The sequence below is a fragment of the Pseudomonas sp. PB106 genome, from assembly GCF_009764645.1.
Classification (GTDB): Bacteria; Pseudomonadota; Gammaproteobacteria; order Pseudomonadales; family Pseudomonadaceae; genus Aquipseudomonas.
Genome location: NZ_RWIM01000190.1, coordinates 1 through 21,489, shown reverse-complemented (window position 1 = coordinate 21,489; position 21,489 = coordinate 1). Strand labels below are relative to the sequence as shown.

Below are 21,489 nucleotides of genomic sequence, written 5' to 3'. Positions count from 1 at the left end.
CGATCTTTTGATTCTGTTTTTCAAGATCAAAAGATCGCAGCGTGCCGCAGCGCCTACAGTTGATCGCGGTAATTTGCAGGCACAAAAAAGGCCCGTCGTATAAGCGACGGGCCTCTTTATTTGCAGCGGTTACAACAGCGAATCAGAACGGAATATCGTCATCGAAGCTGTCGAAATCCGGAGCCGGTTGCGGTGCGGCCTGCTGTGGAGCCGGGGCCGAACGCTGTTGCGGAGCCGACTGCTGCGGACGCGGAGCCTGCTGGCGTGGAGCCGGAGCGGACTGCTGGTAGTGGTTGCCGCCGCCTTGTTGGTCGCCCTGTTGTGGACGGCCGCCGAGCAGTTGCATGGTGCCTTGCATGTCTACCACGATTTCAGTGGTGTAACGCTTGATACCGTCTTTTTCCCACTCGCGGGTCTGCAGCTTGCCTTCGATGTAGACCTGCGAACCCTTGCGCAGGTACTCGCCGGCAATTTCGGCGACTTTGCCGAACATCGAAACACGGTGCCATTCGGTCTTCTCGACCTTCTGACCGGTTTGCTTGTCGGTCCACTGTTCGCTGGTTGCCAGACTCAGGTTGGTCACGGCGTTACCGTTAGGCAGGTAGCGAACTTCGGGATCCTGGCCGCAAGTGCCGACCAATATGACTTTGTTAACCCCACGGGCCATAACGTTCTCCTAAGCGCCGCAAGCAGCCTCGGCCGGGTTGTTCACCAGGCGTTCGAGGGTGTCGCGATCCACTAATTCTTTGTCCAGTTTGATGTAAACAGCCGCTTCGTCAGCAACTATCACTGCATCGGTTACCCCTACGAGGGCCTTGAGGCGCTCGACCAAACCCGCTTCGCGGATCGCTTCGGGCGACAACGGCAGGCGCAGGCTCGTCACGTAGGGAGGTTCACGCATGGTAACAGCAAAGGCCAGCCAGATGGCAGCCAGACCCGCGCATCCAAGGAACACAACCGACAGACCGCCATGCTGAAACAGCCAGCCGCCGAGTATCCCGCCAAGTGCCGAACCGAGGAACTGGCTGGTGGAATACACGCCCATGGCCGTGCCCTTCCCGCCCGCCGGTGAAACCTTGCTGATCAGCGACGGCAATGAAGCCTCCAGCAGATTGAACGCGGTGAAGAACACCACCGTACCGATCACCAGAGCCCGCAGGCTGTCGCCGAACTGCCAGAAGAATAGCTCAGTCAGCATCAACGTCATGACGGCGCCGAGTAAAACTCGTTTCATTTTGCGTTTCTTCTCGCCATAGATGATGAACGGGATCATGGCGAAGAACGAAATCAGCAGCGCAGTGAGGTAGACCCACCAGTGCTGTTCCTTGGGCAAACCGGCTTTTTCCACCAACGCCAGCGGCAGCGCGACGAAGCTCGACATCAACATCGCGTGCAACACAAAGATACCTAAATCGAGGCGCAGCAGGTCCGGGTGCTTAAGCGTAGGCAACAAAGCCTGACGCGCTACGCCGGACTCTCGGTGAGTCAGCGGCCCGGTGGATTTCGGCACCATGAACATCACGATGACGATGCCCACCAGCGCCATGCCACCAGTGGCGAGGAACAGTCCCGACAGACCGAACGCGCGGGTCAGCAAGGGCCCGACAACCATGGCCACGGCGAACGACAGGCCAATGGTCATGCCGATCATGGCCATCGCTTTGGTCCGGTGTTGCTCGCGAGTGAGGTCGGAAAGCAGCGCCATGACCGCCGCAGAAATAGCGCCGGCACCTTGCAGGATCCGGCCGGCGATCACGCCCCAGATCGAATCGGCCTGCGAGGCCAGCACGCTGCCGAGGGCAAAGACGATCAGCCCGAGGTAGATTACCGGGCGGCGGCCGATGCGGTCGGAAATGATCCCGAACGGAATCTGGAAAATCGCTTGGGTCAGGCCGTAAGCGCCGATGGCCAACCCGATCAGGGCCGGGGTCGCTCCCGCCAGATCCATGCCGTAGGTCGCCAGTACCGGCAACACCATGAACATGCCAAGCATACGGAACGCGAACACCAGGGCCAGACCGCTCGCCGCGCGGATCTCGCTGCCACTCATGCGTTCGCTGTGGGGATCGTGCATGGAAAAACCTCGTGTGAACCGGCGGCGATTCTACCAGTCCCATCGAAAGACGGGGTAGATCGCGACGCTTTGACGCGTACAGATGAAACACTCTTCATTCAGGGCAAACAACGCTACGCTTGATAGTGTGCATCCATCCAGTATTTGCCCGTATACTCTCACGCTTTCGACGCCCGCCGAGCGAGGCCACTTTGGACAAGATCCTGATACGTGGGGCCCGTACCCACAACCTGAAGAACATCGACCTGACCCTGCCACGGGACAAACTGATCGTCATCACCGGCCTGTCCGGATCCGGCAAGTCGTCCCTGGCTTTCGACACACTGTACGCCGAAGGTCAGCGCCGTTATGTCGAATCGCTGTCGGCCTATGCCCGCCAGTTCCTGTCGATGATGGAAAAGCCTGACGTCGACACCATCGAAGGCCTGTCGCCAGCGATCTCCATCGAACAGAAGTCGACCTCGCACAACCCGCGCTCCACGGTCGGCACCATCACCGAAATCTACGACTACCTGCGTCTGCTTTACGCACGCGTCGGTACGCCGCGCTGCCCGGATCACGATATTCCGCTGGAGGCGCAGACCGTCAGCCAGATGGTCGACCTGGTGCTGGCTCAGCCCGAAGGCAGCAAATTGATGCTGCTGGCCCCGGTGATCCGCGAACGTAAAGGCGAACACCTGTCGGTCTTCGAAGAGCTGCGCGCACAAGGTTTCGTGCGCGCCCGGGTCAATGGCCGTATCTGCGAGCTCGACGAACTGCCGAAGCTGGATAAACAGAAGAAGCATTCGATTGACGTGATCGTCGACCGTTTCAAGGTTCGCGCCGATCTGCAACAGCGTCTGGCCGAATCGTTCGAAACCGCGCTGAAACTGGCAGACGGCATCGCACTGGTTGCGCCGATGGACGACGAGCCGGGCGAAGAGATGATTTTCTCCGCGCGCTTCGCCTGCCCGATCTGCGGCCACGCGATCAGCGAGCTGGAACCCAAGCTGTTTTCCTTCAATAACCCGGCCGGCGCCTGCCCGACATGCGATGGTCTGGGGGTGAAACAGTTCTTCGACATCAAGCGCCTGGTCAACGGTGAACTGACCCTGGCCGAGGGTGCGATACGTGGCTGGGACAGGCGTAATGTCTATTACTTCCAGATGCTCGGCTCGCTGGCTTCGCACTACAAGTTCAGTCTGGAAAAGCCCTTCAACGAACTGACCGCCGAGCAGCAGAAACAGATCCTGCACGGCAGCGGTGCGCAGAATGTCGACTTCAAGTATTTGAACGACCGTGGCGACATCGTCAAACGTTCGCACCCGTTCGAAGGCATCGTGCCGAATCTGGAGCGCCGCTACCGCGAAACCGAATCGGCAAGCGTGCGTGAAGAGCTGGCCAAGTTCCTCAGCACCCAAGCCTGTCCGGATTGCCGTGGCACGCGCCTGCGTCGTGAAGCGCGGCATGTGTGGGTTGGCGAAAAGACTCTGCCGGCGGTAACCAACCTGCCGATCGGCGATGCGTGCGTTTACTTCGGCGAGCTGAAGATGACTGGCCGCCGCGGCGAAATTGCCGACAAGATCCTCAAGGAAATCCGCGAGCGTCTGCAGTTTCTGGTAAACGTTGGTCTGGATTATCTGTCGCTGGATCGCAGCGCTGACACGCTGTCCGGTGGCGAAGCGCAACGGATTCGTCTGGCCAGCCAGATTGGTGCAGGTCTGGTCGGTGTCTTGTACATCCTCGACGAGCCGTCCATTGGCTTGCACCAACGTGACAACGACCGGTTGCTCGGCACGCTCAAGCACCTGCGCGACATCGGCAACACGGTTATCGTGGTCGAGCACGACGAAGACGCGATTCGTCTGGCCGACTATGTCGTGGATATCGGCCCGGGCGCCGGTGTGCATGGCGGGCAGATCGTTGCCGAAGGTACCCCGGCCGAAGTCATGGCGCACCCGGATTCCCTGACCGGTAAATACCTGTCTGGTCGGGTGAAGATCGAAGTGCCGGCCAAACGTACGCCGCGCAACAAGAAACTTAATCTGTCGCTGAAAGGCGCACGCGGCAATAACCTGCGCAACGTTGATCTGGACATTCCTATCGGCTTGCTGACATGCGTGACAGGCGTGTCCGGTTCGGGCAAGTCGACGCTGATCAACAACACGCTGTTCCCGCTGAGCGCCACAGCTCTCAACGGCGCAACCACTCTGGAAGCGGCAGCGCACGACAGCATCAAAGGCCTTGAGCATCTCGACAAAGTCGTCGACATCGACCAGAGCCCGATTGGTCGCACGCCGCGCTCCAACCCGGCGACGTATACCGGGCTGTTTACGCCGATCCGCGAACTGTTCGCTGGCGTTCCCGAGTCTCGCTCCCGTGGTTATGGCCCAGGACGTTTCTCGTTCAACGTCAAGGGCGGTCGTTGCGAAGCGTGTCAGGGCGATGGCCTGATCAAAGTCGAGATGCACTTCCTGCCGGACATCTACGTGCCGTGCGACGTGTGCAAGAGCAAGCGCTACAACCGCGAAACCCTTGAGATCAAATACAAGGGCAAGAGCATCCACGAAACCCTCGAAATGACCATCGAGGAAGCCCGGGTGTTCTTCGACGCGGTGCCGGCACTCGCGCGCAAACTGCAAACGCTAATGGATGTTGGCCTGTCGTACATCAAGCTCGGGCAATCCGCGACCACGCTGTCTGGTGGTGAAGCACAGCGGGTCAAGCTGTCTCGCGAGCTGTCCAAGCGTGACACCGGCAAGACCCTGTACATCCTCGATGAGCCGACCACGGGCCTGCACTTCGCGGATATCCAGCAATTGCTCGATGTATTGCACCGCCTGCGCGATCACGGCAACACCGTGGTGGTGATCGAACACAACCTCGACGTGATCAAGACGGCCGATTGGCTGGTAGATCTCGGACCTGAGGGCGGTTCAAAGGGTGGGCAAATCATTGCCACAGGTACGCCAGAGGAAGTTGCCGAGATGAAGCAATCTCACACCGGCCATTACCTTAAACCTTTGCTGATCCGCGATCGGGCTTAAACGCCAGGCATGAAAAAGCCCCTGTCACTTCAACAGTGACAGGGGCTTTTTTATATCGACTGCAATCAGGAAGCGTGGGACTGCAGGTAGTTCTCGAGACCGATCAGTTTGATCAGGCCCAACTGCTTTTCAAGCCAGTAGGTGTGATCTTCTTCGGTGTCGTTGAGCTGAACCCGAAGAATCTCGCGGCTGACGTAGTCCTTGTGCTGCTCGCAGAGTTCGATGCCTTTGCACAGCGCAGCGCGAACTTTGTACTCCAGGCGCAGATCCGCCTCGAGCATCTCTGGCACCGTGGTGCCGACATCCAGATCATCCGGACGCATGCGCGGTGTGCCTTCGAGCATCAGAATCCGACGCATCAACGCATCAGCGTGACCTGCTTCTTCTTCCATCTCGTGGTTGATTCGCTCGTAGAGCTTGGTGAACCCCCAGTCCTCATACATCCGCGAATGAACGAAATATTGATCACGCGCGGCCAGTTCGCCGGTCAGCAACGTGTTGAGGTAATCGATTACGTCTGGGTGGCCTTGCATCGCCCTACATCTCCCTACTTGAAAGTCTGTAGTTTGAACCAAGCTGACTGGAAGGTCACCCGTTACGCGCAATAAAAGCGAAGATATTCTTAGAAAAGCAGCCTAAATAACGCAAAAACCGCCCAAATGAGGGCGGTTCTGCTTCTCGTTTAGACTTCGTTAAGCTGTACGTTGAGCAGCTTTGCGACTGCTTCTCCATACGCCGGATCGGCTTTGTAGAAATGCTGCAACTGACGTTCAACCACATCGCTGGAAACGCCAGACATTGCACCGGCGATGTTACTCACCAGCAGCGCCTTCTGACCGTCGCTCATCAAGCGGAACAGCGCACCGGCATGACTGTAGTAATCGGTGTCTTCGCGGTGATCGTAACGATCAGCTGCACCGCTCAGGGCCAACGCAGGCTCAGCGTAATGCGGAGCTTGTTTCGGCGATTCGATGTAGCTGTTCGGTTCGTAGTTAGGCGCTGCACCACCGTTACTGCCGAATGCCATCGAACCATCACGCTGATAGGTGTTGACCGGGCTGCGTGCCGCGTTCACCGGCAATTGCTGGTGATTGGTACCCACACGGTAGCGGTGGGCGTCGGCGTAAGCGAAGACGCGCCCCTGCAGCATGCGATCCGGCGACAGACCCACGCCTGGCACCATGTTGCTAGGGCCGAAAGCAGCTTGCTCGACTTCAGCGAAGTAGTTGAGCGGGTTGCGGTTCAGTTCCAGCTCACCGACTTCGATCAACGGGAATTCTTTCTGCGACCAGGTTTTGGTCACGTCGAACGGGTTCTCGGAATGCGCCGCCGCTTGAGCCTCGGTCATGATCTGAATGCACACGCGCCATTTCGGGAAGTCACCGCGCTCGATCGCTTCGAACAGATCGCGCTGGGCGTAATCCGGATCAGTACCCGCGATACGAGCGGCATCGGCGGGTGCGAGATTCTTGATGCCTTGCTTGGTTTTGTAGTGCCACTTCACCCAGTGACGCTCGCCTTGAGCGCTGATCAGGCTGTAAGTGTGGCTGCCGAAGCCGTGCATATGGCGATAGCCGTCAGGAATACCGCGATCAGAGAACAGAATGGTGACCTGGTGCAGCGCCTCAGGCGAATGCGACCAGAAATCCCACATCATCTGCGCGCTTTTCAGATTGCTTTGCGGCAGGCGTTTTTGAGTGTGGATGAAGTCAGGGAACTTCAGCGGGTCACGGATGAAGAATACGGGTGTGTTGTTACCCACGATGTCCCAGTTGCCTTCTTCGGTGTAGAACTTCAGAGCGAAACCGCGCGGATCGCGTTCGGTGTCAGCCGAACCACGCTCGCCACCCACAGTTGAAAAGCGCAAGAACGTTGGAGTTTGTTTGCCGACCGTATCAAACAACTTGGCGCTGGTGTATTCGGTAATGTCACGGGTCACGGTGAACGTGCCGTAGGCACCCGAACCTTTGGCATGTACGCGGCGCTCAGGAATGTTTTCACGGTTGAAGTGAGCAAGCTTCTCGATCAGATGAAAATCGTCGAGCAGCAGCGGGCCACGCGGGCCGGCGGAGCGAGAATTCTGGTTATCAGCGACAGGTGCGCCACTGGCGGTCGTAAGCGTTTTGATCTGGCTCATACGGTCTTCTTCCTCTGTCAGTCTTGAAACTGCCGGCTAATCGGCTTGCTGGGGAGTATTGATCATCAACGCAACAGCCACAAATTCATTAACTTGTGCGTATCGATAGAAAATTACTAATTATGTTTCCCAGCACATAGTGACAACAGAACGGAGTCAGAAACTTGTACGAACAGCGCATTTTCTTCCAGGCACAAAAAACCGGGCACTAGGCCCGGTTCTTTGTTTCAGACTGACGTCTTACTCGGCAGATACAGCTTCGCCAGCAGTAGCACGATCAACCAACTCGACGTACGCCATAGGCGCGTTGTCGCCAGTGCGGAAACCGCACTTGAGGATGCGCAGGTAGCCACCCTCACGGGTAGCGTAACGCTTGCCCAGGTCGTTGAAGAGCTTACCAACGATAGCTTTCGAACGAGTACGGTCGAAAGCCAGACGGCGGTTAGCCAGGCTGTCTGTCTTGGCCAGAGTGATCAGCGGCTCAGCAACGCGACGCAGTTCTTTGGCTTTTGGCAGAGTAGTTTTGATCAGCTCGTGCTCGAACAGCGACACCGCCATGTTTTGGAACATGGCCTTGCGGTGCGAGCTGGTGCGGCTCAGGTGACGACCACTTTTACGATGACGCATGGTTCATTCCTTACCAAACACTACGTTCGGTGATTACGACGATCAGGCAGTCGCCTTGTCGTCCTTCTTAAGACTTGCAGGCGGCCAGTTGTCGAGGCGCATGCCGAGGGACAGACCGCGGGAGGCCAGAACGTCCTTGATTTCAGTCAAGGATTTCTTGCCCAGGTTCGGAGTCTTCAACAGCTCTACTTCGGTACGCTGAATCAGGTCACCGATGTAGTAGATGTTTTCCGCCTTAAGGCAGTTAGCCGAACGTACAGTCAGTTCCAGATCGTCAACCGGGCGAAGCAGGATCGGATCGATCTCGTCTTCCTGCTCGACAACCACTGGCTCACTGTCACCTTTGAGATCGACGAACGCAGCCAACTGCTGTTGCAGGATGGTTGCAGCGCGGCGAATAGCCTCTTCAGGATCCAGAGTACCGTTGGTTTCCAGATCAATAACCAGCTTGTCCAGGTTAGTACGCTGCTCGACACGGGCGTTTTCCACCACGTATGCGATACGGCGAACCGGGCTGAACGAAGAGTCAAGCTGCAAGCGACCGATGCTGCGGCTTTCGTCTTCATCGCTCTGACGCGAGTCGGCTGGTTCATAACCACGACCACGAGCTACGGTGAGCTTCATGTTCAGGGCGCCGTTAGACGCCAGGTTAGCGATTACGTGATCGGGATTAACGATCTCGACATCATGATCCAGCTGAATATCGGCAGCGGTAACCACCCCCGAACCCTTCTTCGACAAGGTCAGCGTAACTTCGTCACGACCGTGCAGCTTGATGGCCAGACCTTTAAGGTTCAACAGGATTTCAATTACGTCTTCCTGTACACCTTCGATGGCGCTGTACTCGTGGAGCACACCGTCAATCTCGGCCTCGACTACTGCGCAGCCGGGCATTGAGGACAACAGGATGCGTCGCAGCGCGTTGCCCAGGGTGTGGCCAAAACCACGCTCGAGAGGCTCGAGAGTGATCTTGGCGCGGGTTGGACTGACAACCTGCACATCAATGTGGCGGGGTGTCAGGAACTCATTTACCGAAATCTGCATGGATGCACCTATTTTCTAGCCCTTACTTGGAGTAGAGCTCGACAATCAGGCTTTCGTTGATGTCGGCGGACAGATCACTGCGAGCAGGAACGTTCTTGAAAACGCCCGACTTCTTCTCAGTGTCTACTTCTACCCATTCTACGCGGCCACGTTGGGCACACAGATCGAGAGCTTGGACAATGCGAAGTTGGTTTTTTGCTTTCTCGCGAACTGCAACCACGTCACCAGCACGAACCTGATACGACGGAACGTTTACGGTCTGACCGTTAACGCTGATCGACTTGTGCGATACCAGCTGGCGGGATTCGGCACGAGTCGAACCAAAGCCCATACGGTATACAACGTTGTCCAGACGGCATTCGAGCAGTTGCAGCAGGTTTTCACCAGTTGCACCTTTCTTGCCAGCAGCTTCTTTGTAGTAGCCGCTGAACTGACGCTCGAGAACGCCGTAGATACGACGGACCTTCTGCTTTTCACGCAGTTGGGTGCCGTAGTCGGACTGGCGACCGCGGCGTTGGCCGTGGATACCAGGTGCTGCTTCAATGTTGCACTTCGATTCGATCGCGCGCACGCCGCTCTTCAGAAAGAGATCGGTGCCTTCGCGACGAGCGAGTTTGCATTTTGGACCAATGTAACGAGCCATTCTTTACAATCTCCTGGATTACACGCGGCGCTTCTTCGGCGGACGGCACCCGTTGTGCGGGATTGGCGTCACGTCGGTGATGCTGGCGATCTTATAGCCACAGCCGTTCAATGCACGGACAGCAGACTCACGACCTGGACCTGGACCTTTGACGTTAACGTCGAGGTTTTTCAGGCCATATTCCAGCGCAGCTTGACCAGCACGTTCAGCAGCTACTTGAGCAGCAAACGGGGTGGACTTGCGGGAACCGCGGAAACCCGAACCACCGGAGGTAGCCCAAGAAAGCGCGTTACCTTGACGGTCGGTGATGGTCACGATGGTGTTGTTAAAAGAAGCATGGATGTGGGCGATGCCATCAACCACTGTCTTTTTAACTTTTTTACGAGGACGAGCAGCAGGTTTTGCCATGATTAATTTCCTGTCGATTCGCGTGGGCGATTACTTGCGGATCGGCTTACGCGGACCTTTACGGGTACGCGCGTTAGTCTTGGTACGCTGACCGCGTACTGGAAGACCACGACGATGACGCAGACCACGGTAGCAACCGAGGTCCATCAAACGCTTGATTTTCATGTTGATTTCGCGACGCAGGTCACCTTCAGTGGTGAACTTCGCCACTTCGCCACGCAACTGCTCAATCTGCTCGTCGCTCAGATCTTTGATCTTTGCGGCTGGGTTTACCCCAGTCTCTGCACAAATTTTCTGCGCAGTAGTGCGACCAACACCATAGATGTAGGTCAGCGAGATAACAGTGTGCTTGTTATCTGGAATGTTAACGCCTGCAATACGGGCCATTCAGTGGGACTCCAATTGACAGCTACCTACGCCCCGGAAGCCAAGAAATAGGGCGCGAGATAATATCGCTGTAATAACAAATAATCAACCCGGCAGCGCACTAGCTGCCGGGCTTCAAGCGGATCACACTCAGCCTTGGCGCTGTTTGTGACGCGGTTCCGCGCTGCAAATTACTCGAACAACACCTTCGCGGCGAATAATCTTGCAGTTACGGCACAGCTTTTTCACCGATGCACGAACTTTCATCACCAACTCCTCGAACCTTATGGGTACTCAGCGCAACATGCCGCTGCCGTAACCCTTCAGGTTGGCTTTCTTCATCAGGGATTCGTACTGGTGCGAAACGAGGTGCGATTGTACTTGGGACATGAAGTCCATCACAACCACGACCACGATCAGCAACGAGGTCCCGCCAAGGTAGAACGGTACGTTTGCTGCAACCACCAGGAACTGGGGCAACAGACAGACGGCCGTCATGTAAAGAGCACCGAACATGGTCAAGCGAGTCAGAACGCCATCAATATAGCGCGCAGACTGCTCACCTGGACGGATGCCCGGAATAAAGGCACCGGACTTCTTCAGGTTTTCCGCTACGTCTTTCGGATTGAACATCAACGCCGTATAGAAGAAGCAGAAGAAAATAATCCCTGCACTAAACAGCAGAATATTCAACGGCTGACCAGGAGCGATCGACTGCGAGATGTCCTGCAACCAGCCCATACCTTCAGACTGACCGAACCAGGCACCCAACGAAGCCGGGAACAGCAAAATGCTGCTCGCGAAAATAGCCGGAATAACACCGGCCATGTTCACCTTCAGCGGCAAGTGGCTAGTCTGCGCAGCGAAGACCTTGCGGCCCTGCTGACGCTTGGCGTAGTGAACAGCAATACGACGCTGACCACGCTCAATGAACACCACGAAACCGATAATCGCTACTGCCAGCAAACCGATGGCAACCAAGGCGAAGATATTGATATCGCCCTGACGCGCAGACTCGAAAGACTGCCCAATTGCTCTCGGAAGACCGGCGACGATACCCGAAAAAATCAACATCGAGATACCGTTGCCTACACCACGCTCAGTAATCTGCTCACCCAGCCACATCATGAACATCGCACCAGCCACAAAAGTGGATACCGCGACGAAATGGAAGCCAAAGTCACCAGTGAACGCAACGCCCTGCCCTGCCAGACCAATGGACATGCCAATAGCCTGAACGAGAGCGAGGACGACGGTGCCGTAGCGGGTGTACTGGCTGATCTTGCGACGGCCAGCTTCACCTTCCTTCTTCAACTGCTCCAGCTGCGGGCTGACGGCGGTCATCAGTTGCATGATGATCGATGCCGAAATGTACGGCATGATCCCCAATGCAAAGATGCTCATCCGTTCCAGCGCGCCGCCGGAGAACATGTTGAACAAGCTAAGAATGGTCCCCTCATTCTGTCGAAACAGGTCTGCGAGTCGGTCCGGGTTGATACCTGGAACCGGGATGTGTGCGCCTATTCGGTAGACGATAATCGCCAGGAACAGAAAACGCAGACGAGCCCAGAGTTCAGACATACCGCCTTTGCCGAGCGCAGAGAGAGCACCTTGCTTAGCCATTTATTCCTCGAACTTGCCGCCAGCTGCTTCGATAGCCGAACGCGCACCTTTGGTGGCGCCGATTCCCTTGCCGATAGTGACAGCGCGAGTCACTTCACCGGACAGCATGATTTTCACACGCTGTACGTTGACGTTGATCACGTTGGCATCTTTCAGGGACTGCACGGTGACGATGTCGCCTTCCACTTTAGCCAGCTCGGACAGACGCACTTCTGCGCGATCCATAGCTTTCAGGGAAACGAAACCGAACTTCGGCAGGCGACGATGCAGCGGCTGTTGACCGCCTTCAAAGCCTGGAGCGATGGTGCCACCGGAGCGGGAGGTCTGACCTTTGTGACCACGGCCACCAGTCTTACCCAAACCGCTACCGATACCACGGCCCGGACGATGCTTTTCGCGACGGGAACCCGGCGCTGGACTCAGATCATTGAGTTTCATCGATTAACCCTCGACACGCAGCATGTAGTAAGCCTTGTTGATCATCCCGCGATTCTCGGGAGTATCCTGGACTTCTACAGTGTGACCGATGCGACGCAGACCCAAACCCTTAACGCACAATTTGTGGTTAGGGATGCGACCGGTCATGCTTTTGATCAGCGTTACTTTAACGGTAGCCATGATCAGAAGATCTCCTTGACAGTCAGACCACGCTTGGCAGCGATGGACTCAGGAGATTGCATAGCCTTCAGACCCTTGAAAGTGGCGTGAACCACGTTTACCGGGTTAGTCGAGCCATAGCACTTGGCCAGAACGTTCTGAACGCCAGCAACTTCGAGGACAGCACGCATAGCGCCGCCAGCGATGATACCGGTACCTTCAGAAGCAGGCTGCATGTACACCTTCGAAGCGCCGTGACCGGACTTCATTGCGTATTGCAGAGTGGTGCCGTTCAGGTCAACTTGAATCATGTTGCGGCGAGCAGCTTCCATTGCCTTCTGGATCGCAGCAGGCACTTCACGTGACTTGCCACGGCCGAAGCCAACGCGCCCTTTACCATCACCAACCACGGTCAACGCAGTGAAAGTGAAGATACGGCCGCCTTTAACGGTTTTGGCTACGCGGTTAACTTGAACCAGCTTCTCGATGTAGCCTTCGTCGCGCTTTTGGTCGTTATTTGACATAACTTAGAACTCCAGCCCAGCTTCACGAGCAGCATCAGCCAGCGCTTTAACGCGGCCGTGGTACTTGAAGCCAGAGCGGTCGAAAGCCACTTGCGAGACGCCAGCGGCCTTAGCACGCGTAGCGACCAGCTGGCCAACCTTTGTGGCCGCGTCGATGTTGCCAGTGGCACCATCACGCAGTTCTTTATCCAAAGTCGAGGCACTTGCCAGGACTTTGTTGCCGTCGGCCGAGATGACCTGGGCGTAGATGTGCTGCGACGAGCGGAACACGCAGAGACGCACGACTTCGAGTTCGTGCATTTTCAGGCGTGCTTTGCGAGCGCGACGCAGTCGAGTAACTTTTTTGTCGGTCATTTGCTATGCCCTACTTCTTCTTGGCTTCTTTACGACGGACGACTTCGTCCGCGTAGCGCACACCTTTGCCTTTGTACGGCTCTGGTGGACGGAAGTCGCGGATCTCAGCGGCCACTTGACCTACCAGCTGCTTGTCGATGCCCTTGATCAGGATATCGGTCTGGCTAGGGGTCTCAGCGGTGATGCCTTCCGGCAGTTCGTAATCCACTGGGTGCGAGAAGCCAAGGGCCAGGTTCAGAACCGTGCCTTTTGCTTGCGCTTTGTAACCAACACCGACCAGCTGGAGCTTACGCTCGAAGCCTTGGCTTACGCCTTGGACCATGTTGTTTACCAACGCACGCGTGGTACCGGCCATTGCGCGAGTTTGTTGATCGCCATTGCGAGCAGCGAAACGCAGCTCACCAGCTTCTTCAACAATCTCAACGGACGAATGGATGTTCAGTTCAAGAGTGCCCTTGGCACCCTTCACCGAAAGCTGTTGGCCTGCGAATTTTACTTCGACACCGGCTGGCAGCTTAACGGGGTTCTTAGCGACGCGAGACATGCTTATCCCCCCTTAGAACACAGTGCAAAGAACTTCGCCGCCGACACCGGCAGCGCGCGCAGCACGATCCGTCATCACACCTTTGTTGGTGGAGACGATAGACACGCCAAGACCGCCACGAACTTTCGGCAGATCTTCAACGGACTTGTACTGACGCAGGCCTGGACGACTAACGCGCTTCACTTCTTCGATAACCGGACGGCCTTCGAAGTACTTCAGCGAGATGGACAGCGACGGCTTAGCGTCGGTGGTGATCTGAAAATCCGCGATGTAACCTTCGTCCTTCAGGACTTTTGCTACAGCTGCCTTCAACGTGGAAGACGGCATGCTTACGACAGACTTTTCAGCCATCTGGGCATTACGGATTCGAGTTAGCATGTCCGCTAACGGGTCCTGCATACTCATGGGCTAGACGCTCCTAATACAGAAAAATTAGCCTTGCGGCTACTACTTGTCGCCGAGAACTTCCGGGCATGAAAAACACGGGCTCAGGCGAGCCGGTCATTCTAGACACACCCCAGAAATGAATCAAGCCCCAAAAGGGGCTTGATTCAGATTCAAGGCCACCGATGGTCAGGTTCTTGCGAACCCGAACATCGAGACTTTGAAAGCAATTACCAGCTGGCTTTAACCAGACCTGGTACGTCACCACGCATTGCAGCTTCACGCAGCTTGTTACGGCCAAGGCCGAACTTGCGGTAAACGCCGTGCGGACGACCAGTCAGGCGGCAACGGTTACGCATGCGCGAAGCGCTTGCGTCACGTGGTTGCTTCTGCAGAGCTACGGTAGCTTCCCAACGCGCTTCTGGACTTGCGTTCAGATCGACGATGATAGCTTTCAGCGCTGCACGCTTGGTGGCGTACTTGGCAACGGTGAGCTGACGCTTCAGCTCACGGTTTTTCATGCTCTTCTTGGCCATTTTCCTACTCCAATCAGTTGCGGAACGGGAATTTGAAAGCACGCAGCAGAGCGCGGCCTTCATCATCGTTCTTGGCAGTGGTGGTCAGGGTAATGTCCAGACCGCGGAGAGCATCGATCTTGTCGTAGTCGATTTCCGGGAAAATGATCTGCTCTTTCACGCCCATGCTGTAGTTACCACGACCATCGAAGGACTTGGCATTCAGGCCGCGGAAGTCGCGAACCCGAGGCAGGGAGATCGACAGCAGACGATCCAGGAACTCATACATACGCTCACGGCGCAGAGTCACCTTGACGCCGATCGGCCATCCTTCACGGACTTTAAAGCCAGCGATGGATTTACGAGCGTAGGTCACAACGACTTTTTGGCCGGTGATCTTTTCCAGGTCAGCAACAGCATGCTCGATGACTTTTTTGTCACCAACAGCTTCGCCCAGACCCATGTTCAGGGTGATTTTTGTAACGCGTGGAACTTCCATCACGTTCGAAAGCTTAAGTTCTTCCTTAAGCTTCGGTGCGATTTCCTTCCAGTAAATCTCTTTTAGTCGTGCCATGGTCTTCTACCTAGCAGTGTTCAAGCATCAACCGCTTTTTGGGTCGACTTGAAGACACGAATTTTCTTGCCGTCTTCTACTTTGAAACCAACGCGGTCAGCCTTGTTGGTTTCGCCGTTGAAAATGGCGACGTTAGAAGCGTCCAGTGGAGCTTCTTTTTCGACGATACCGCCTTGCACGCCCGACATCGGGTTAGGCTTGGTATGACGCTTTACCAGGTTCAGACCGCTGATAACCAGACGGTTATTAGCAAGAACCTTGAGCACCTTACCGCGCTTACCTTTGTCTTTGCCGGCGATCACGATGATCTCGTCGTCACGACGAATCTTTTGCATGTCGGATCTCCTTACAGCACTTCTGGGGCGAGCGAGACGATCTTCATGAACTTCTCAGTACGAAGTTCACGGGTCACTGGCCCAAAGATACGGGTGCCGATCGGCTCTTGCTTGTTGTTCAGAAGAACAGCAGCGTTGCCATCAAAGCGGATAATGGAGCCATCAGCACGACGTACGCCGTGACGAGTGCGGACTACAACAGCAGTCATCACTTGGCCTTTTTTCACTTTACCGCGAGGAATTGCTTCCTTCACGGTAACTTTGATGATGTCACCGATACCAGCGTAACGACGATGGGAGCCACCCAGCACCTTGATGCACATAACACGGCGAGCGCCGCTGTTATCGGCCACATCGAGCATGGATTGAGTCTGAATCATATAATTTCTCCGACCCCTAGTCCTTAGACTTCCACAGCGCGTTCGAGAACATCAACCAGCGCCCAAGACTTGGTCTTGGCCATAGGACGAGTTTCACGAATAGTGACTTTGTCGCCGATGTGGCACTGGTTGGTTTCGTCGTGCGCGTGCAGCTTAGTCGAACGCTTAACGTATTTACCGTAGATCGGGTGCTTTACGCGACGCTCGATCAGTACGGTGATGGTTTTGTCCATCTTGTCGCTGACAACACGGCCAGTCAGCGTACGGACAGTTTTTTCGGCTTCAGCCATGATCACTTACCTGCCTGCTGGTTGAGCACAGTCTTCACGCGAGCGATGTCACGTTTAACTTGCGAGAGCAGATGAGACTGCCCCAACTGGCCAGTTGCTTTCTGCATACGCAGATTGAACTGGTCGCGCAGCAAGCCGAGCAGTTGCTCGTTCAGCTGCTGTGCGGATTTTTCACGAAGTTCATTCGCTTTCATCACATCACCGTCCGTTTAACAAAGGCGGTGGCGAGCGGCAGCTTTGCAGCAGCCAGGGCAAAAGCCTCACGCGCCAGCTCTTCAGAAACACCCTCGATTTCATACAGGACTTTGCCTGGCTGAATCTGGGCAACCCAGTACTCCACACTACCCTTACCTTTACCCATACGAACTTCGAGGGGCTTTTTGGAAATAGGCTTGTCCGGGAATACACGGATCCAGATCTTGCCGCCACGTTTAACGTGACGGGTCAGAGCACGACGCGCTGACTCGATCTGACGAGCGGTGAGACGACCACGAGCTACAGACTTCAGCGCGAACTCGCCGAAGCTGACTTTGCTACCGCGCTGAGCCAGACCACGGTTGTGGCCTGTCATCTGCTTGCGGAACTTCGTACGCTTAGGTTGCAACATTTGGCGTACCCCTTACTTAGCAGCTTTTTTACGAGGCGCTGGTGCTTGCGGCTTCAGCTCTTCTTGGCGACCACCAATTACTTCGCCTTTGAAGATCCAAACCTTTACACCGATCACACCGTAAGTGGTGTGAGCTTCGTAGTTGGCATAGTCGATGTCGGCACGCAGGGTGTGCAATGGCACACGACCTTCGCGATACCATTCAGTACGTGCGATTTCAGCACCGCCGAGACGACCGCTCACTTGGATTTTGATGCCCTTGGCACCAATGCGCATGGCGTTCTGAACTGCGCGCTTCATAGCGCGACGGAACATTACACGACGCTCCAGCTGCTGAGCTACGCTCTGCGCAACCAGCATACCGTCGAGCTCCGGCTTGCGGATCTCTTCGATATTGATGTGCACAGGCACACCCATTTGCTTGGTCAGGTCCTGACGCAGTTTCTCAACATCTTCACCTTTCTTCCCGATAACGATACCTGGACGAGCGGTGTGGATGGTGATACGTGCAGTTTGGGCCGGACGATGGATATCGATACGGCTTACGGACGCGCTTTTTAGTTTGTCTTGGAGATACTCACGCACTTTCAGATCTGCGAACAAGTAGTCCGCATAAGTCCGACCGTCTGCGTACCAGACGGAGGTGTGCTCCTTGACGATTCCCAGGCGAATGCCAATGGGATGTACTTTCTGACCCATCTCTTCGACTCCGTTACTTGTCAGCAACCTTGACAGTGATATGGCAAGACCGCTTGACGATGCGATCAGCACGGCCTTTGGCACGTGGCATGATGCGCTTCAGCGAACGCCCTTCGTTGACGAAAACGGTGCTGACCTTCAGGTCATCAACGTCTGCGCCTTCGTTATGCTCGGCGTTGGCTACGGCCGACTCCAGCACTTTCTTCATGATCTCGGCGGCTTTCTTACTGCTGAAAGCCAACAAGTTGAGCGCTTCGCCCACCTTCTTCCCGCGGATCTGGTCGGCGACCAAGCGGGCTTTCTGGGCGGAGATTCGAGCGCCCGACAACTTAGCGGCTACTTCCATTTCCTAACCCCTTAACGCTTGGCTTTCTTGTCAGCCACGTGCCCGCGATAGTTGCGGGTACCGGCGAACTCGCCCAGTTTGTGGCCGACCATGTCTTCGTTAACGAGAACTGGGACGTGCTGACGACCGTTGTGTACTGCGATGGTCAGACCGACCATTTGTGGCAGGATCATCGAACGACGCGACCAAGTCTTAATTGGTTTGCGATCGTTCTTTTCCGCCGCCACTTCGATCTTCTTCAGTAGGTGAAGATCAATAAAAGGACCTTTTTTCAGAGAACGTGGCACTGTCGTATCCCTCTATTTACTTGCGACGACGGACGATCATTTTGTCGGTACGCTTATTACCACGAGTCTTCGCGCCCTTAGTCGGGAAGCCCCATGGCGATACCGGATGACGACCACCAGAGGTACGACCTTCACCACCACCATGTGGGTGGTCAACCGGGTTCATGGCAACACCACGAACGGTTGGGCGAACGCCACGCCAGCGCTTGGCACCAGCTTTACCCAGCGAACGCAGGCTGTGCTCGGAGTTCGAGACTTCGCCCAGGGTCGCACGGCATTCAGCCAGGACTTTACGCATTTCACCGGAACGCAGACGCAGGGTAACGTAAACACCTTCACGAGCGATCAGCTGAGCCGAAGCACCAGCGGAACGAGCGATCTGTGCGCCTTTACCTGGCTTCAGTTCGATGCCGTGTACGGTAGAACCCACTGGAATGTTGCGCAGTTGCAGAGCGTTACCTGGCTTGATTGGAGCCAGAGCACCTGCGATCAGCTGGTCGCCAGCACTCACGCCCTTAGGGGCGATGATGTAGCGGCGCTCGCCGTCTGCGTAGCAGAGCAGTGCGATGTGAGCAGTACGGTTTGGATCGTATTCGATACGCTCGACAGTGGCGACGATGCCATCTTTGTCGTTGCGACGGAAATCGACCATACGGTAATGCTGCTTATGACCACCACCGATGTGACGAGTGGTAATACGGCCATTGTTGTTACGACCACCAGTCTTCGATTTTTTCTCGAGCAGCGGTGCGTGAGGAGCGCCTTTATGCAGCTCCTGGTTGACCACCTTGACCACAAAACGGCGGCCAGGGGAAGTCGGTTTGCATTTAACGATTGCCATGATGCACCCCTTCCTTACTCAGCACTGCTGCTGAAATCGAGATCTTGGCCTGGCTGAAGGGAGATAACTGCCTTCTTCCAGTCATTACGCTTGCCCAGACCGCGAGCAGTGCGCTTGCTCTTACCCAGAACATTCAGGGTAGTGACGCGCTCTACTTTCACGCTGAACAGGCTTTCGACGGCCTTCTTGATTTCCAGCTTGGTTGCGTCAGTAGCAACCTTGAAAACGAACTGGCCTTTCTTGTCTGCCAGAACCGTAGCCTTCTCGGAAACGTGCGGGCCAAGCAGAACTTTAAATACGCGTTCCTGGTTCATCCCAGCAGCTCCTCGAATTTCTTCACGGCCGACACGGTGATCAACACCTTGTCGTATGCGATCAGACTAACTGGATCGGAACCTTGAACGTCACGTACATCTACGTGCGGCAGGTTACGAGCAGCCAGGTACAGGTTCTGATCAACAGCGTCCGACACGATCAGAACGTCGGTCAGGCTCATGTTGTTCAGCTTGCCCAGCAGATCTTTGGTTTTCGGAGTTTCAACAGCGAAATCCTGAACCACGACCAGACGATCAGTACGCACCAGCTCAGCAAGGATGGAACGCATTGCTGCGCGATACATCTTCTTGTTCAGCTTCTGGGAGTGATCCTGTGGACGTGCTGCAAAAGTGGTACCGCCGCCACGCCAGATTGGGCTACGGATAGTACCGGCACGAGCACGGCCAGTACCTTTCTGACGCCATGGGCGCTTACCGCCACCACGAACGTCGGAACGGGTCTTTTGCTGCTTGGTACCTTGACGGCCGCCGGCCATGTAGGCCACGACTGCTTGGTGAACCAGCGTCTCGTTGAATTCGCCGCCAAATGTCAGTTCGGAAACTTCGATCGCTTGAGCGTCATTTACATTTAATTGCATGTCAGCTTCCCCTTAACCGCGAGCCTTGGCTGCTGGACGTACAACCAGGTTGCCGCCAGTAGCGCCAGGAACAGCACCCTTGACCAACAACAGATTGCGTTCAGCGTCCACGCGCACTACTTCCAGGGACTGCACGGTCACGCGCTCAGCGCCCATATGACCGGACATTTTCTTGCCCTTGAATACACGACCAGGAGTCTGGCACTGGCCGATAGAGCCTGGGACGCGGTGGGATACGGAGTTACCGTGGGTGTTATCTTGCCCGCGGAAATTCCAACGCTTGATCGTACCCTGGAAGCCTTTACCTTTGGACTGACCGGTTACATCAACCAGTTGACCAGCGGCGAAGATTTCAGCGTTGATCAGATCGCCAGCCTGGTACTCGCCTTCTTCAAGACGGAATTCCATGGTAGTGCGACCAGCGGCAACGTTCGCTTTAGCGAAGTGGCCAGCCTGAGCTGCTGTTACACGCGAAGCACGACGCTCGCCGACAGTGACTTGCACTGCACGATAGCCATCGGTCTCTTCAGTTTTGAACTGGGTGACGCGATTCGGCTCGATCTCAATGACCGTGACCGGAATGGAGACACCTTCTTCGGTGAAAATACGGGTCATACCGCATTTACGACCGACTACACCAATAGTCATGTTGTAAACCTCATGAGTGTACGGGGCTTTCACCCGCTATGGCCGCCCATTTCAGAGCGTTACACGACTAAGACCGAGTCTTAGCCGAGGCTGATCTGCACTTCCACACCGGCCGCAAGATCAAGCTTCATAAGAGCATCAACGGTTTTATCCGTTGGCTGGACGATGTCCAGAACACGCTTATGAGTGCGGATTTCGTACTGGTCGCGCGCGTCTTTGTTGACGTGCGGAGAAACCAGAACGGTGAACCGCTCTTTACGGGTAGGCAGTGGAATTGGACCACGCACTTGAGCACCAGTACGTTTCGCGGTTTCCACGATTTCCTGGGTTGATTGGTCGATCAGGCGATGGTCAAAAGCCTTCAACCTGATACGGATTTGCTGATTTTGCATTGGATTTCAGACTCCGGCTGCTATTCCCACCGAGCGCAATACGCCCGTTAAAAGGAGGCGCAATTCTATAGACGCCCCAGATAGGTGTCAACCCAATAAAAAAACCCCCGCTAAGCGGGGGCTTTTCCAAGTCAACAAGCAAACTCTATAAAGAGATTACTCGATGATTTTGGCTACGACGCCAGCGCCGACGGTACGACCGCCTTCACGGATAGCGAAACGCAGACCGTCTTCCATCGCGATGGTTTTGATCAGGGTAACAGTCATCTGAATGTTGTCACCTGGCATTACCATTTCAACGCCTTCTGGCA

Annotated in this window: 33 protein-coding genes and 1 pseudogene; 1 reads left to right on the top strand and 33 read right to left on the bottom strand. The window is 55.6% G+C overall.

Annotation, left to right across the window (positions count from 1 at the left end; translation table 11 throughout):
* Positions 1-142 precede the first annotated feature (142 nt).
* Entirely contained in the window at positions 143-667 is a 525-nt protein-coding gene (locus EJA71_RS23870) for a single-stranded DNA-binding protein (protein WP_158959964.1), read from the bottom strand.
* A gap of 9 nt (positions 668-676) precedes the next feature.
* Positions 677-2,074: an MFS transporter gene (locus EJA71_RS23865; protein ID WP_158959962.1), complete on the bottom strand. Its 1,398-nt coding sequence runs from the start codon at positions 2,072-2,074 to the stop codon at positions 677-679.
* 191 nt (positions 2,075-2,265) lie between these two features.
* Between EJA71_RS23865 and uvrA the strand changes: the two genes are divergently transcribed.
* A complete protein-coding gene (uvrA, locus tag EJA71_RS23860; protein ID WP_158959960.1) occupies positions 2,266-5,100 on the top strand; it encodes an excinuclease ABC subunit UvrA in 2,835 nt (944 codons plus the stop codon).
* A gap of 65 nt (positions 5,101-5,165) precedes the next feature.
* On the opposite strand, the gene bfr is transcribed toward uvrA, so the two are convergent.
* The 31 genes and pseudogenes from bfr to EJA71_RS23705 all read right to left on the bottom strand — a co-directional run.
* A complete protein-coding gene (gene bfr / locus EJA71_RS23855; protein ID WP_016983567.1) occupies positions 5,166-5,633 on the bottom strand; it encodes a bacterioferritin in 468 nt (155 codons plus the stop codon).
* A gap of 149 nt (positions 5,634-5,782) precedes the next feature.
* Positions 5,783-7,237: a catalase gene (locus EJA71_RS23850; protein WP_158959958.1), complete on the bottom strand. Its 1,455-nt coding sequence runs from the start codon at positions 7,235-7,237 to the stop codon at positions 5,783-5,785.
* 240 nt (positions 7,238-7,477) lie between these two features.
* Complete coding sequence (rplQ, locus tag EJA71_RS23845) at positions 7,478-7,864, bottom strand: 50S ribosomal protein L17 (RefSeq protein WP_007918448.1); 387 nt, start codon at positions 7,862-7,864, stop codon at positions 7,478-7,480.
* Positions 7,865-7,906: 42 nt separating this feature from the next.
* Complete coding sequence (gene rpoA / locus EJA71_RS23840) at positions 7,907-8,908, bottom strand: DNA-directed RNA polymerase subunit alpha (RefSeq protein ID WP_003186012.1); 1,002 nt, start codon at positions 8,906-8,908, stop codon at positions 7,907-7,909.
* Between the two features lie 22 nt (positions 8,909-8,930).
* Positions 8,931-9,551: a 30S ribosomal protein S4 gene (rpsD, locus tag EJA71_RS23835; protein WP_003176404.1), complete on the bottom strand. Its 621-nt coding sequence runs from the start codon at positions 9,549-9,551 to the stop codon at positions 8,931-8,933.
* Positions 9,552-9,569: 18 nt separating this feature from the next.
* Complete coding sequence (gene rpsK / locus EJA71_RS23830; RefSeq protein WP_002555466.1) at positions 9,570-9,959, bottom strand: 30S ribosomal protein S11; 390 nt, start codon at positions 9,957-9,959, stop codon at positions 9,570-9,572.
* Between the two features lie 30 nt (positions 9,960-9,989).
* Entirely contained in the window at positions 9,990-10,346 is a 357-nt protein-coding gene (gene rpsM / locus EJA71_RS23825) for a 30S ribosomal protein S13 (protein WP_009045849.1), read from the bottom strand.
* Positions 10,347-10,475: 129 nt separating this feature from the next.
* Entirely contained in the window at positions 10,476-10,592 is a 117-nt protein-coding gene (rpmJ, locus tag EJA71_RS23820; RefSeq protein ID WP_002555468.1) for a 50S ribosomal protein L36, read from the bottom strand.
* A gap of 27 nt (positions 10,593-10,619) precedes the next feature.
* On the bottom strand, positions 10,620-11,948 hold the full coding sequence (secY, locus tag EJA71_RS23815; protein ID WP_003228718.1) for a preprotein translocase subunit SecY: 1,329 nt from the start codon (positions 11,946-11,948) through the stop codon (positions 10,620-10,622).
* Positions 11,949-12,386 (bottom strand): 50S ribosomal protein L15, encoded by a 438-nt coding sequence (gene rplO / locus EJA71_RS23810; protein WP_042561340.1) that lies wholly within the window; start codon positions 12,384-12,386, stop codon positions 11,949-11,951.
* 3 nt (positions 12,387-12,389) lie between these two features.
* Positions 12,390-12,566, bottom strand: a complete 177-nt coding sequence (rpmD, locus tag EJA71_RS23805) for a 50S ribosomal protein L30 (RefSeq protein ID WP_003176408.1) — start codon at positions 12,564-12,566, stop codon at positions 12,390-12,392.
* Positions 12,567-12,568: 2 nt separating this feature from the next.
* On the bottom strand, positions 12,569-13,069 hold the full coding sequence (rpsE, locus tag EJA71_RS23800) for a 30S ribosomal protein S5 (RefSeq protein ID WP_064392263.1): 501 nt from the start codon (positions 13,067-13,069) through the stop codon (positions 12,569-12,571).
* A gap of 3 nt (positions 13,070-13,072) precedes the next feature.
* On the bottom strand, positions 13,073-13,423 hold the full coding sequence (gene rplR, locus EJA71_RS23795; protein WP_003186037.1) for a 50S ribosomal protein L18: 351 nt from the start codon (positions 13,421-13,423) through the stop codon (positions 13,073-13,075).
* Positions 13,424-13,433: 10 nt separating this feature from the next.
* Entirely contained in the window at positions 13,434-13,967 is a 534-nt protein-coding gene (rplF, locus tag EJA71_RS23790) for a 50S ribosomal protein L6 (protein ID WP_003176412.1), read from the bottom strand.
* A 12-nt stretch (positions 13,968-13,979) separates the two neighbouring features.
* Positions 13,980-14,372, bottom strand: a complete 393-nt coding sequence (gene rpsH / locus EJA71_RS23785; RefSeq protein WP_016772944.1) for a 30S ribosomal protein S8 — start codon at positions 14,370-14,372, stop codon at positions 13,980-13,982.
* A gap of 209 nt (positions 14,373-14,581) precedes the next feature.
* Positions 14,582-14,887, bottom strand: coding sequence for a 30S ribosomal protein S14 (rpsN, locus tag EJA71_RS23780; protein WP_003228726.1), 306 nt, complete (start codon positions 14,885-14,887; stop codon positions 14,582-14,584).
* Positions 14,888-14,900: 13 nt separating this feature from the next.
* Complete coding sequence (gene rplE / locus EJA71_RS23775; protein ID WP_003176415.1) at positions 14,901-15,440, bottom strand: 50S ribosomal protein L5; 540 nt, start codon at positions 15,438-15,440, stop codon at positions 14,901-14,903.
* 20 nt (positions 15,441-15,460) lie between these two features.
* The gene (gene rplX, locus EJA71_RS23770; protein WP_008081905.1) at positions 15,461-15,775 is read right to left on the bottom strand and encodes a 50S ribosomal protein L24; all 315 of its coding nucleotides are present in this window, start codon (positions 15,773-15,775) and stop codon (positions 15,461-15,463) included.
* Positions 15,776-15,786: 11 nt separating this feature from the next.
* The gene (rplN, locus tag EJA71_RS23765; RefSeq protein WP_002555479.1) at positions 15,787-16,155 is read right to left on the bottom strand and encodes a 50S ribosomal protein L14; all 369 of its coding nucleotides are present in this window, start codon (positions 16,153-16,155) and stop codon (positions 15,787-15,789) included.
* Positions 16,156-16,178: 23 nt separating this feature from the next.
* The gene (gene rpsQ, locus EJA71_RS23760) at positions 16,179-16,445 is read right to left on the bottom strand and encodes a 30S ribosomal protein S17 (protein ID WP_003194644.1); all 267 of its coding nucleotides are present in this window, start codon (positions 16,443-16,445) and stop codon (positions 16,179-16,181) included.
* A 2-nt stretch (positions 16,446-16,447) separates the two neighbouring features.
* Positions 16,448-16,639, bottom strand: coding sequence for a 50S ribosomal protein L29 (rpmC, locus tag EJA71_RS23755; RefSeq protein WP_002555481.1), 192 nt, complete (start codon positions 16,637-16,639; stop codon positions 16,448-16,450).
* Positions 16,639-17,052 carry a 50S ribosomal protein L16 gene (gene rplP / locus EJA71_RS23750; protein ID WP_007896757.1) on the bottom strand — a complete coding sequence of 138 codons (414 nt, stop codon included), beginning with the start codon at positions 17,050-17,052 and terminating at the stop codon, positions 16,639-16,641. The genes rpmC and rplP overlap by 1 nt, the downstream gene beginning before the upstream one ends.
* Before the next feature lie 12 nt (positions 17,053-17,064).
* Positions 17,065-17,751 carry a 30S ribosomal protein S3 gene (gene rpsC, locus EJA71_RS23745; RefSeq protein WP_003176422.1) on the bottom strand — a complete coding sequence of 229 codons (687 nt, stop codon included), beginning with the start codon at positions 17,749-17,751 and terminating at the stop codon, positions 17,065-17,067.
* 13 nt (positions 17,752-17,764) lie between these two features.
* Complete coding sequence (rplV, locus tag EJA71_RS23740) at positions 17,765-18,097, bottom strand: 50S ribosomal protein L22 (protein WP_003103908.1); 333 nt, start codon at positions 18,095-18,097, stop codon at positions 17,765-17,767.
* 11 nt (positions 18,098-18,108) lie between these two features.
* Positions 18,109-18,384, bottom strand: a complete 276-nt coding sequence (rpsS, locus tag EJA71_RS23735) for a 30S ribosomal protein S19 (protein ID WP_011336172.1) — start codon at positions 18,382-18,384, stop codon at positions 18,109-18,111.
* A gap of 16 nt (positions 18,385-18,400) precedes the next feature.
* Positions 18,401-19,225 (bottom strand): 50S ribosomal protein L2, encoded by an 825-nt coding sequence (gene rplB / locus EJA71_RS23730; RefSeq protein ID WP_003228734.1) that lies wholly within the window; start codon positions 19,223-19,225, stop codon positions 18,401-18,403.
* Positions 19,226-19,239: 14 nt separating this feature from the next.
* Positions 19,240-19,539, bottom strand: coding sequence for a 50S ribosomal protein L23 (rplW, locus tag EJA71_RS23725; RefSeq protein WP_002555488.1), 300 nt, complete (start codon positions 19,537-19,539; stop codon positions 19,240-19,242).
* Positions 19,536-20,138, bottom strand: a complete 603-nt coding sequence (gene rplD, locus EJA71_RS23720; RefSeq protein ID WP_007918468.1) for a 50S ribosomal protein L4 — start codon at positions 20,136-20,138, stop codon at positions 19,536-19,538. The genes rplW and rplD overlap by 4 nt, the downstream gene beginning before the upstream one ends.
* Positions 20,139-20,150: 12 nt before the next feature.
* The gene (gene rplC / locus EJA71_RS23715) at positions 20,151-20,786 is read right to left on the bottom strand and encodes a 50S ribosomal protein L3 (protein WP_003228738.1); all 636 of its coding nucleotides are present in this window, start codon (positions 20,784-20,786) and stop codon (positions 20,151-20,153) included.
* 80 nt (positions 20,787-20,866) lie between these two features.
* Positions 20,867-21,178, bottom strand: a complete 312-nt coding sequence (rpsJ, locus tag EJA71_RS23710) for a 30S ribosomal protein S10 (RefSeq protein WP_003186070.1) — start codon at positions 21,176-21,178, stop codon at positions 20,867-20,869.
* 156 nt (positions 21,179-21,334) lie between these two features.
* Positions 21,335-21,489: pseudogene (locus EJA71_RS23705) on the bottom strand (elongation factor Tu); the annotation flags it as partial.

Excerpts from the sequence above, each read along its gene's own strand:
- EJA71_RS23870 (WP_158959964.1), bottom strand. The coding sequence starts at position 667 with ATGGCCCGTGGGGTTAACAAAGTCATATTGGTCGGCACTTGCGGCCAG.
- EJA71_RS23865 (WP_158959962.1), bottom strand. The coding sequence starts at position 2,074 with ATGCACGATCCCCACAGCGAACGCATGAGTGGCAGCGAGATCCGCGCG.
- bfr (WP_016983567.1), bottom strand. The coding sequence starts at position 5,633 with ATGCAAGGCCACCCAGACGTAATCGATTACCTCAACACGTTGCTGACC.
- EJA71_RS23850 (WP_158959958.1), bottom strand. The coding sequence starts at position 7,237 with ATGAGCCAGATCAAAACGCTTACGACCGCCAGTGGCGCACCTGTCGCT.
- rplQ (WP_007918448.1), bottom strand. The coding sequence starts at position 7,864 with ATGCGTCATCGTAAAAGTGGTCGTCACCTGAGCCGCACCAGCTCGCAC.
- rpoA (WP_003186012.1), bottom strand. The coding sequence starts at position 8,908 with ATGCAGATTTCGGTAAATGAGTTCCTGACACCCCGCCACATTGATGTG.
- rpsD (WP_003176404.1), bottom strand. The coding sequence starts at position 9,551 with ATGGCTCGTTACATTGGTCCAAAATGCAAACTCGCTCGTCGCGAAGGC.
- rpsK (WP_002555466.1), bottom strand. The coding sequence starts at position 9,959 with ATGGCAAAACCTGCTGCTCGTCCTCGTAAAAAAGTTAAAAAGACAGTG.
- rpsM (WP_009045849.1), bottom strand. The coding sequence starts at position 10,346 with ATGGCCCGTATTGCAGGCGTTAACATTCCAGATAACAAGCACACTGTT.
- rpmJ (WP_002555468.1), bottom strand. The coding sequence starts at position 10,592 with ATGAAAGTTCGTGCATCGGTGAAAAAGCTGTGCCGTAACTGCAAGATT.
- secY (WP_003228718.1), bottom strand. The coding sequence starts at position 11,948 with ATGGCTAAGCAAGGTGCTCTCTCTGCGCTCGGCAAAGGCGGTATGTCT.
- rplO (WP_042561340.1), bottom strand. The coding sequence starts at position 12,386 with ATGAAACTCAATGATCTGAGTCCAGCGCCGGGTTCCCGTCGCGAAAAG.
- rpmD (WP_003176408.1), bottom strand. The coding sequence starts at position 12,566 with ATGGCTACCGTTAAAGTAACGCTGATCAAAAGCATGACCGGTCGCATC.
- rpsE (WP_064392263.1), bottom strand. The coding sequence starts at position 13,069 with ATGTCAAATAACGACCAAAAGCGCGACGAAGGCTACATCGAGAAGCTG.
- rplR (WP_003186037.1), bottom strand. The coding sequence starts at position 13,423 with ATGACCGACAAAAAAGTTACTCGACTGCGTCGCGCTCGCAAAGCACGC.
- rplF (WP_003176412.1), bottom strand. The coding sequence starts at position 13,967 with ATGTCTCGCGTCGCTAAGAACCCCGTTAAGCTGCCAGCCGGTGTCGAA.
- rpsH (WP_016772944.1), bottom strand. The coding sequence starts at position 14,372 with ATGAGTATGCAGGACCCGTTAGCGGACATGCTAACTCGAATCCGTAAT.
- rpsN (WP_003228726.1), bottom strand. The coding sequence starts at position 14,887 with ATGGCCAAGAAGAGCATGAAAAACCGTGAGCTGAAGCGTCAGCTCACC.
- rplE (WP_003176415.1), bottom strand. The coding sequence starts at position 15,440 with ATGGCACGACTAAAAGAGATTTACTGGAAGGAAATCGCACCGAAGCTT.
- rplX (WP_008081905.1), bottom strand. The coding sequence starts at position 15,775 with ATGCAAAAGATTCGTCGTGACGACGAGATCATCGTGATCGCCGGCAAA.
- rplN (WP_002555479.1), bottom strand. The coding sequence starts at position 16,155 with ATGATTCAGACTCAATCCATGCTCGATGTGGCCGATAACAGCGGCGCT.
- rpsQ (WP_003194644.1), bottom strand. The coding sequence starts at position 16,445 with ATGGCTGAAGCCGAAAAAACTGTCCGTACGCTGACTGGCCGTGTTGTC.
- rpmC (WP_002555481.1), bottom strand. The coding sequence starts at position 16,639 with ATGAAAGCGAATGAACTTCGTGAAAAATCCGCACAGCAGCTGAACGAG.
- rplP (WP_007896757.1), bottom strand. The coding sequence starts at position 17,052 with ATGTTGCAACCTAAGCGTACGAAGTTCCGCAAGCAGATGACAGGCCAC.
- rpsC (WP_003176422.1), bottom strand. The coding sequence starts at position 17,751 with ATGGGTCAGAAAGTACATCCCATTGGCATTCGCCTGGGAATCGTCAAG.
- rplV (WP_003103908.1), bottom strand. The coding sequence starts at position 18,097 with ATGGAAGTAGCCGCTAAGTTGTCGGGCGCTCGAATCTCCGCCCAGAAA.
- rplB (WP_003228734.1), bottom strand. The coding sequence starts at position 19,225 with ATGGCAATCGTTAAATGCAAACCGACTTCCCCTGGCCGCCGTTTTGTG.
- rplW (WP_002555488.1), bottom strand. The coding sequence starts at position 19,539 with ATGAACCAGGAACGCGTATTTAAAGTTCTGCTTGGCCCGCACGTTTCC.
- rplD (WP_007918468.1), bottom strand. The coding sequence starts at position 20,138 with ATGCAATTAAATGTAAATGACGCTCAAGCGATCGAAGTTTCCGAACTG.
- rplC (WP_003228738.1), bottom strand. The coding sequence starts at position 20,786 with ATGACTATTGGTGTAGTCGGTCGTAAATGCGGTATGACCCGTATTTTC.
- rpsJ (WP_003186070.1), bottom strand. The coding sequence starts at position 21,178 with ATGCAAAATCAGCAAATCCGTATCAGGTTGAAGGCTTTTGACCATCGC.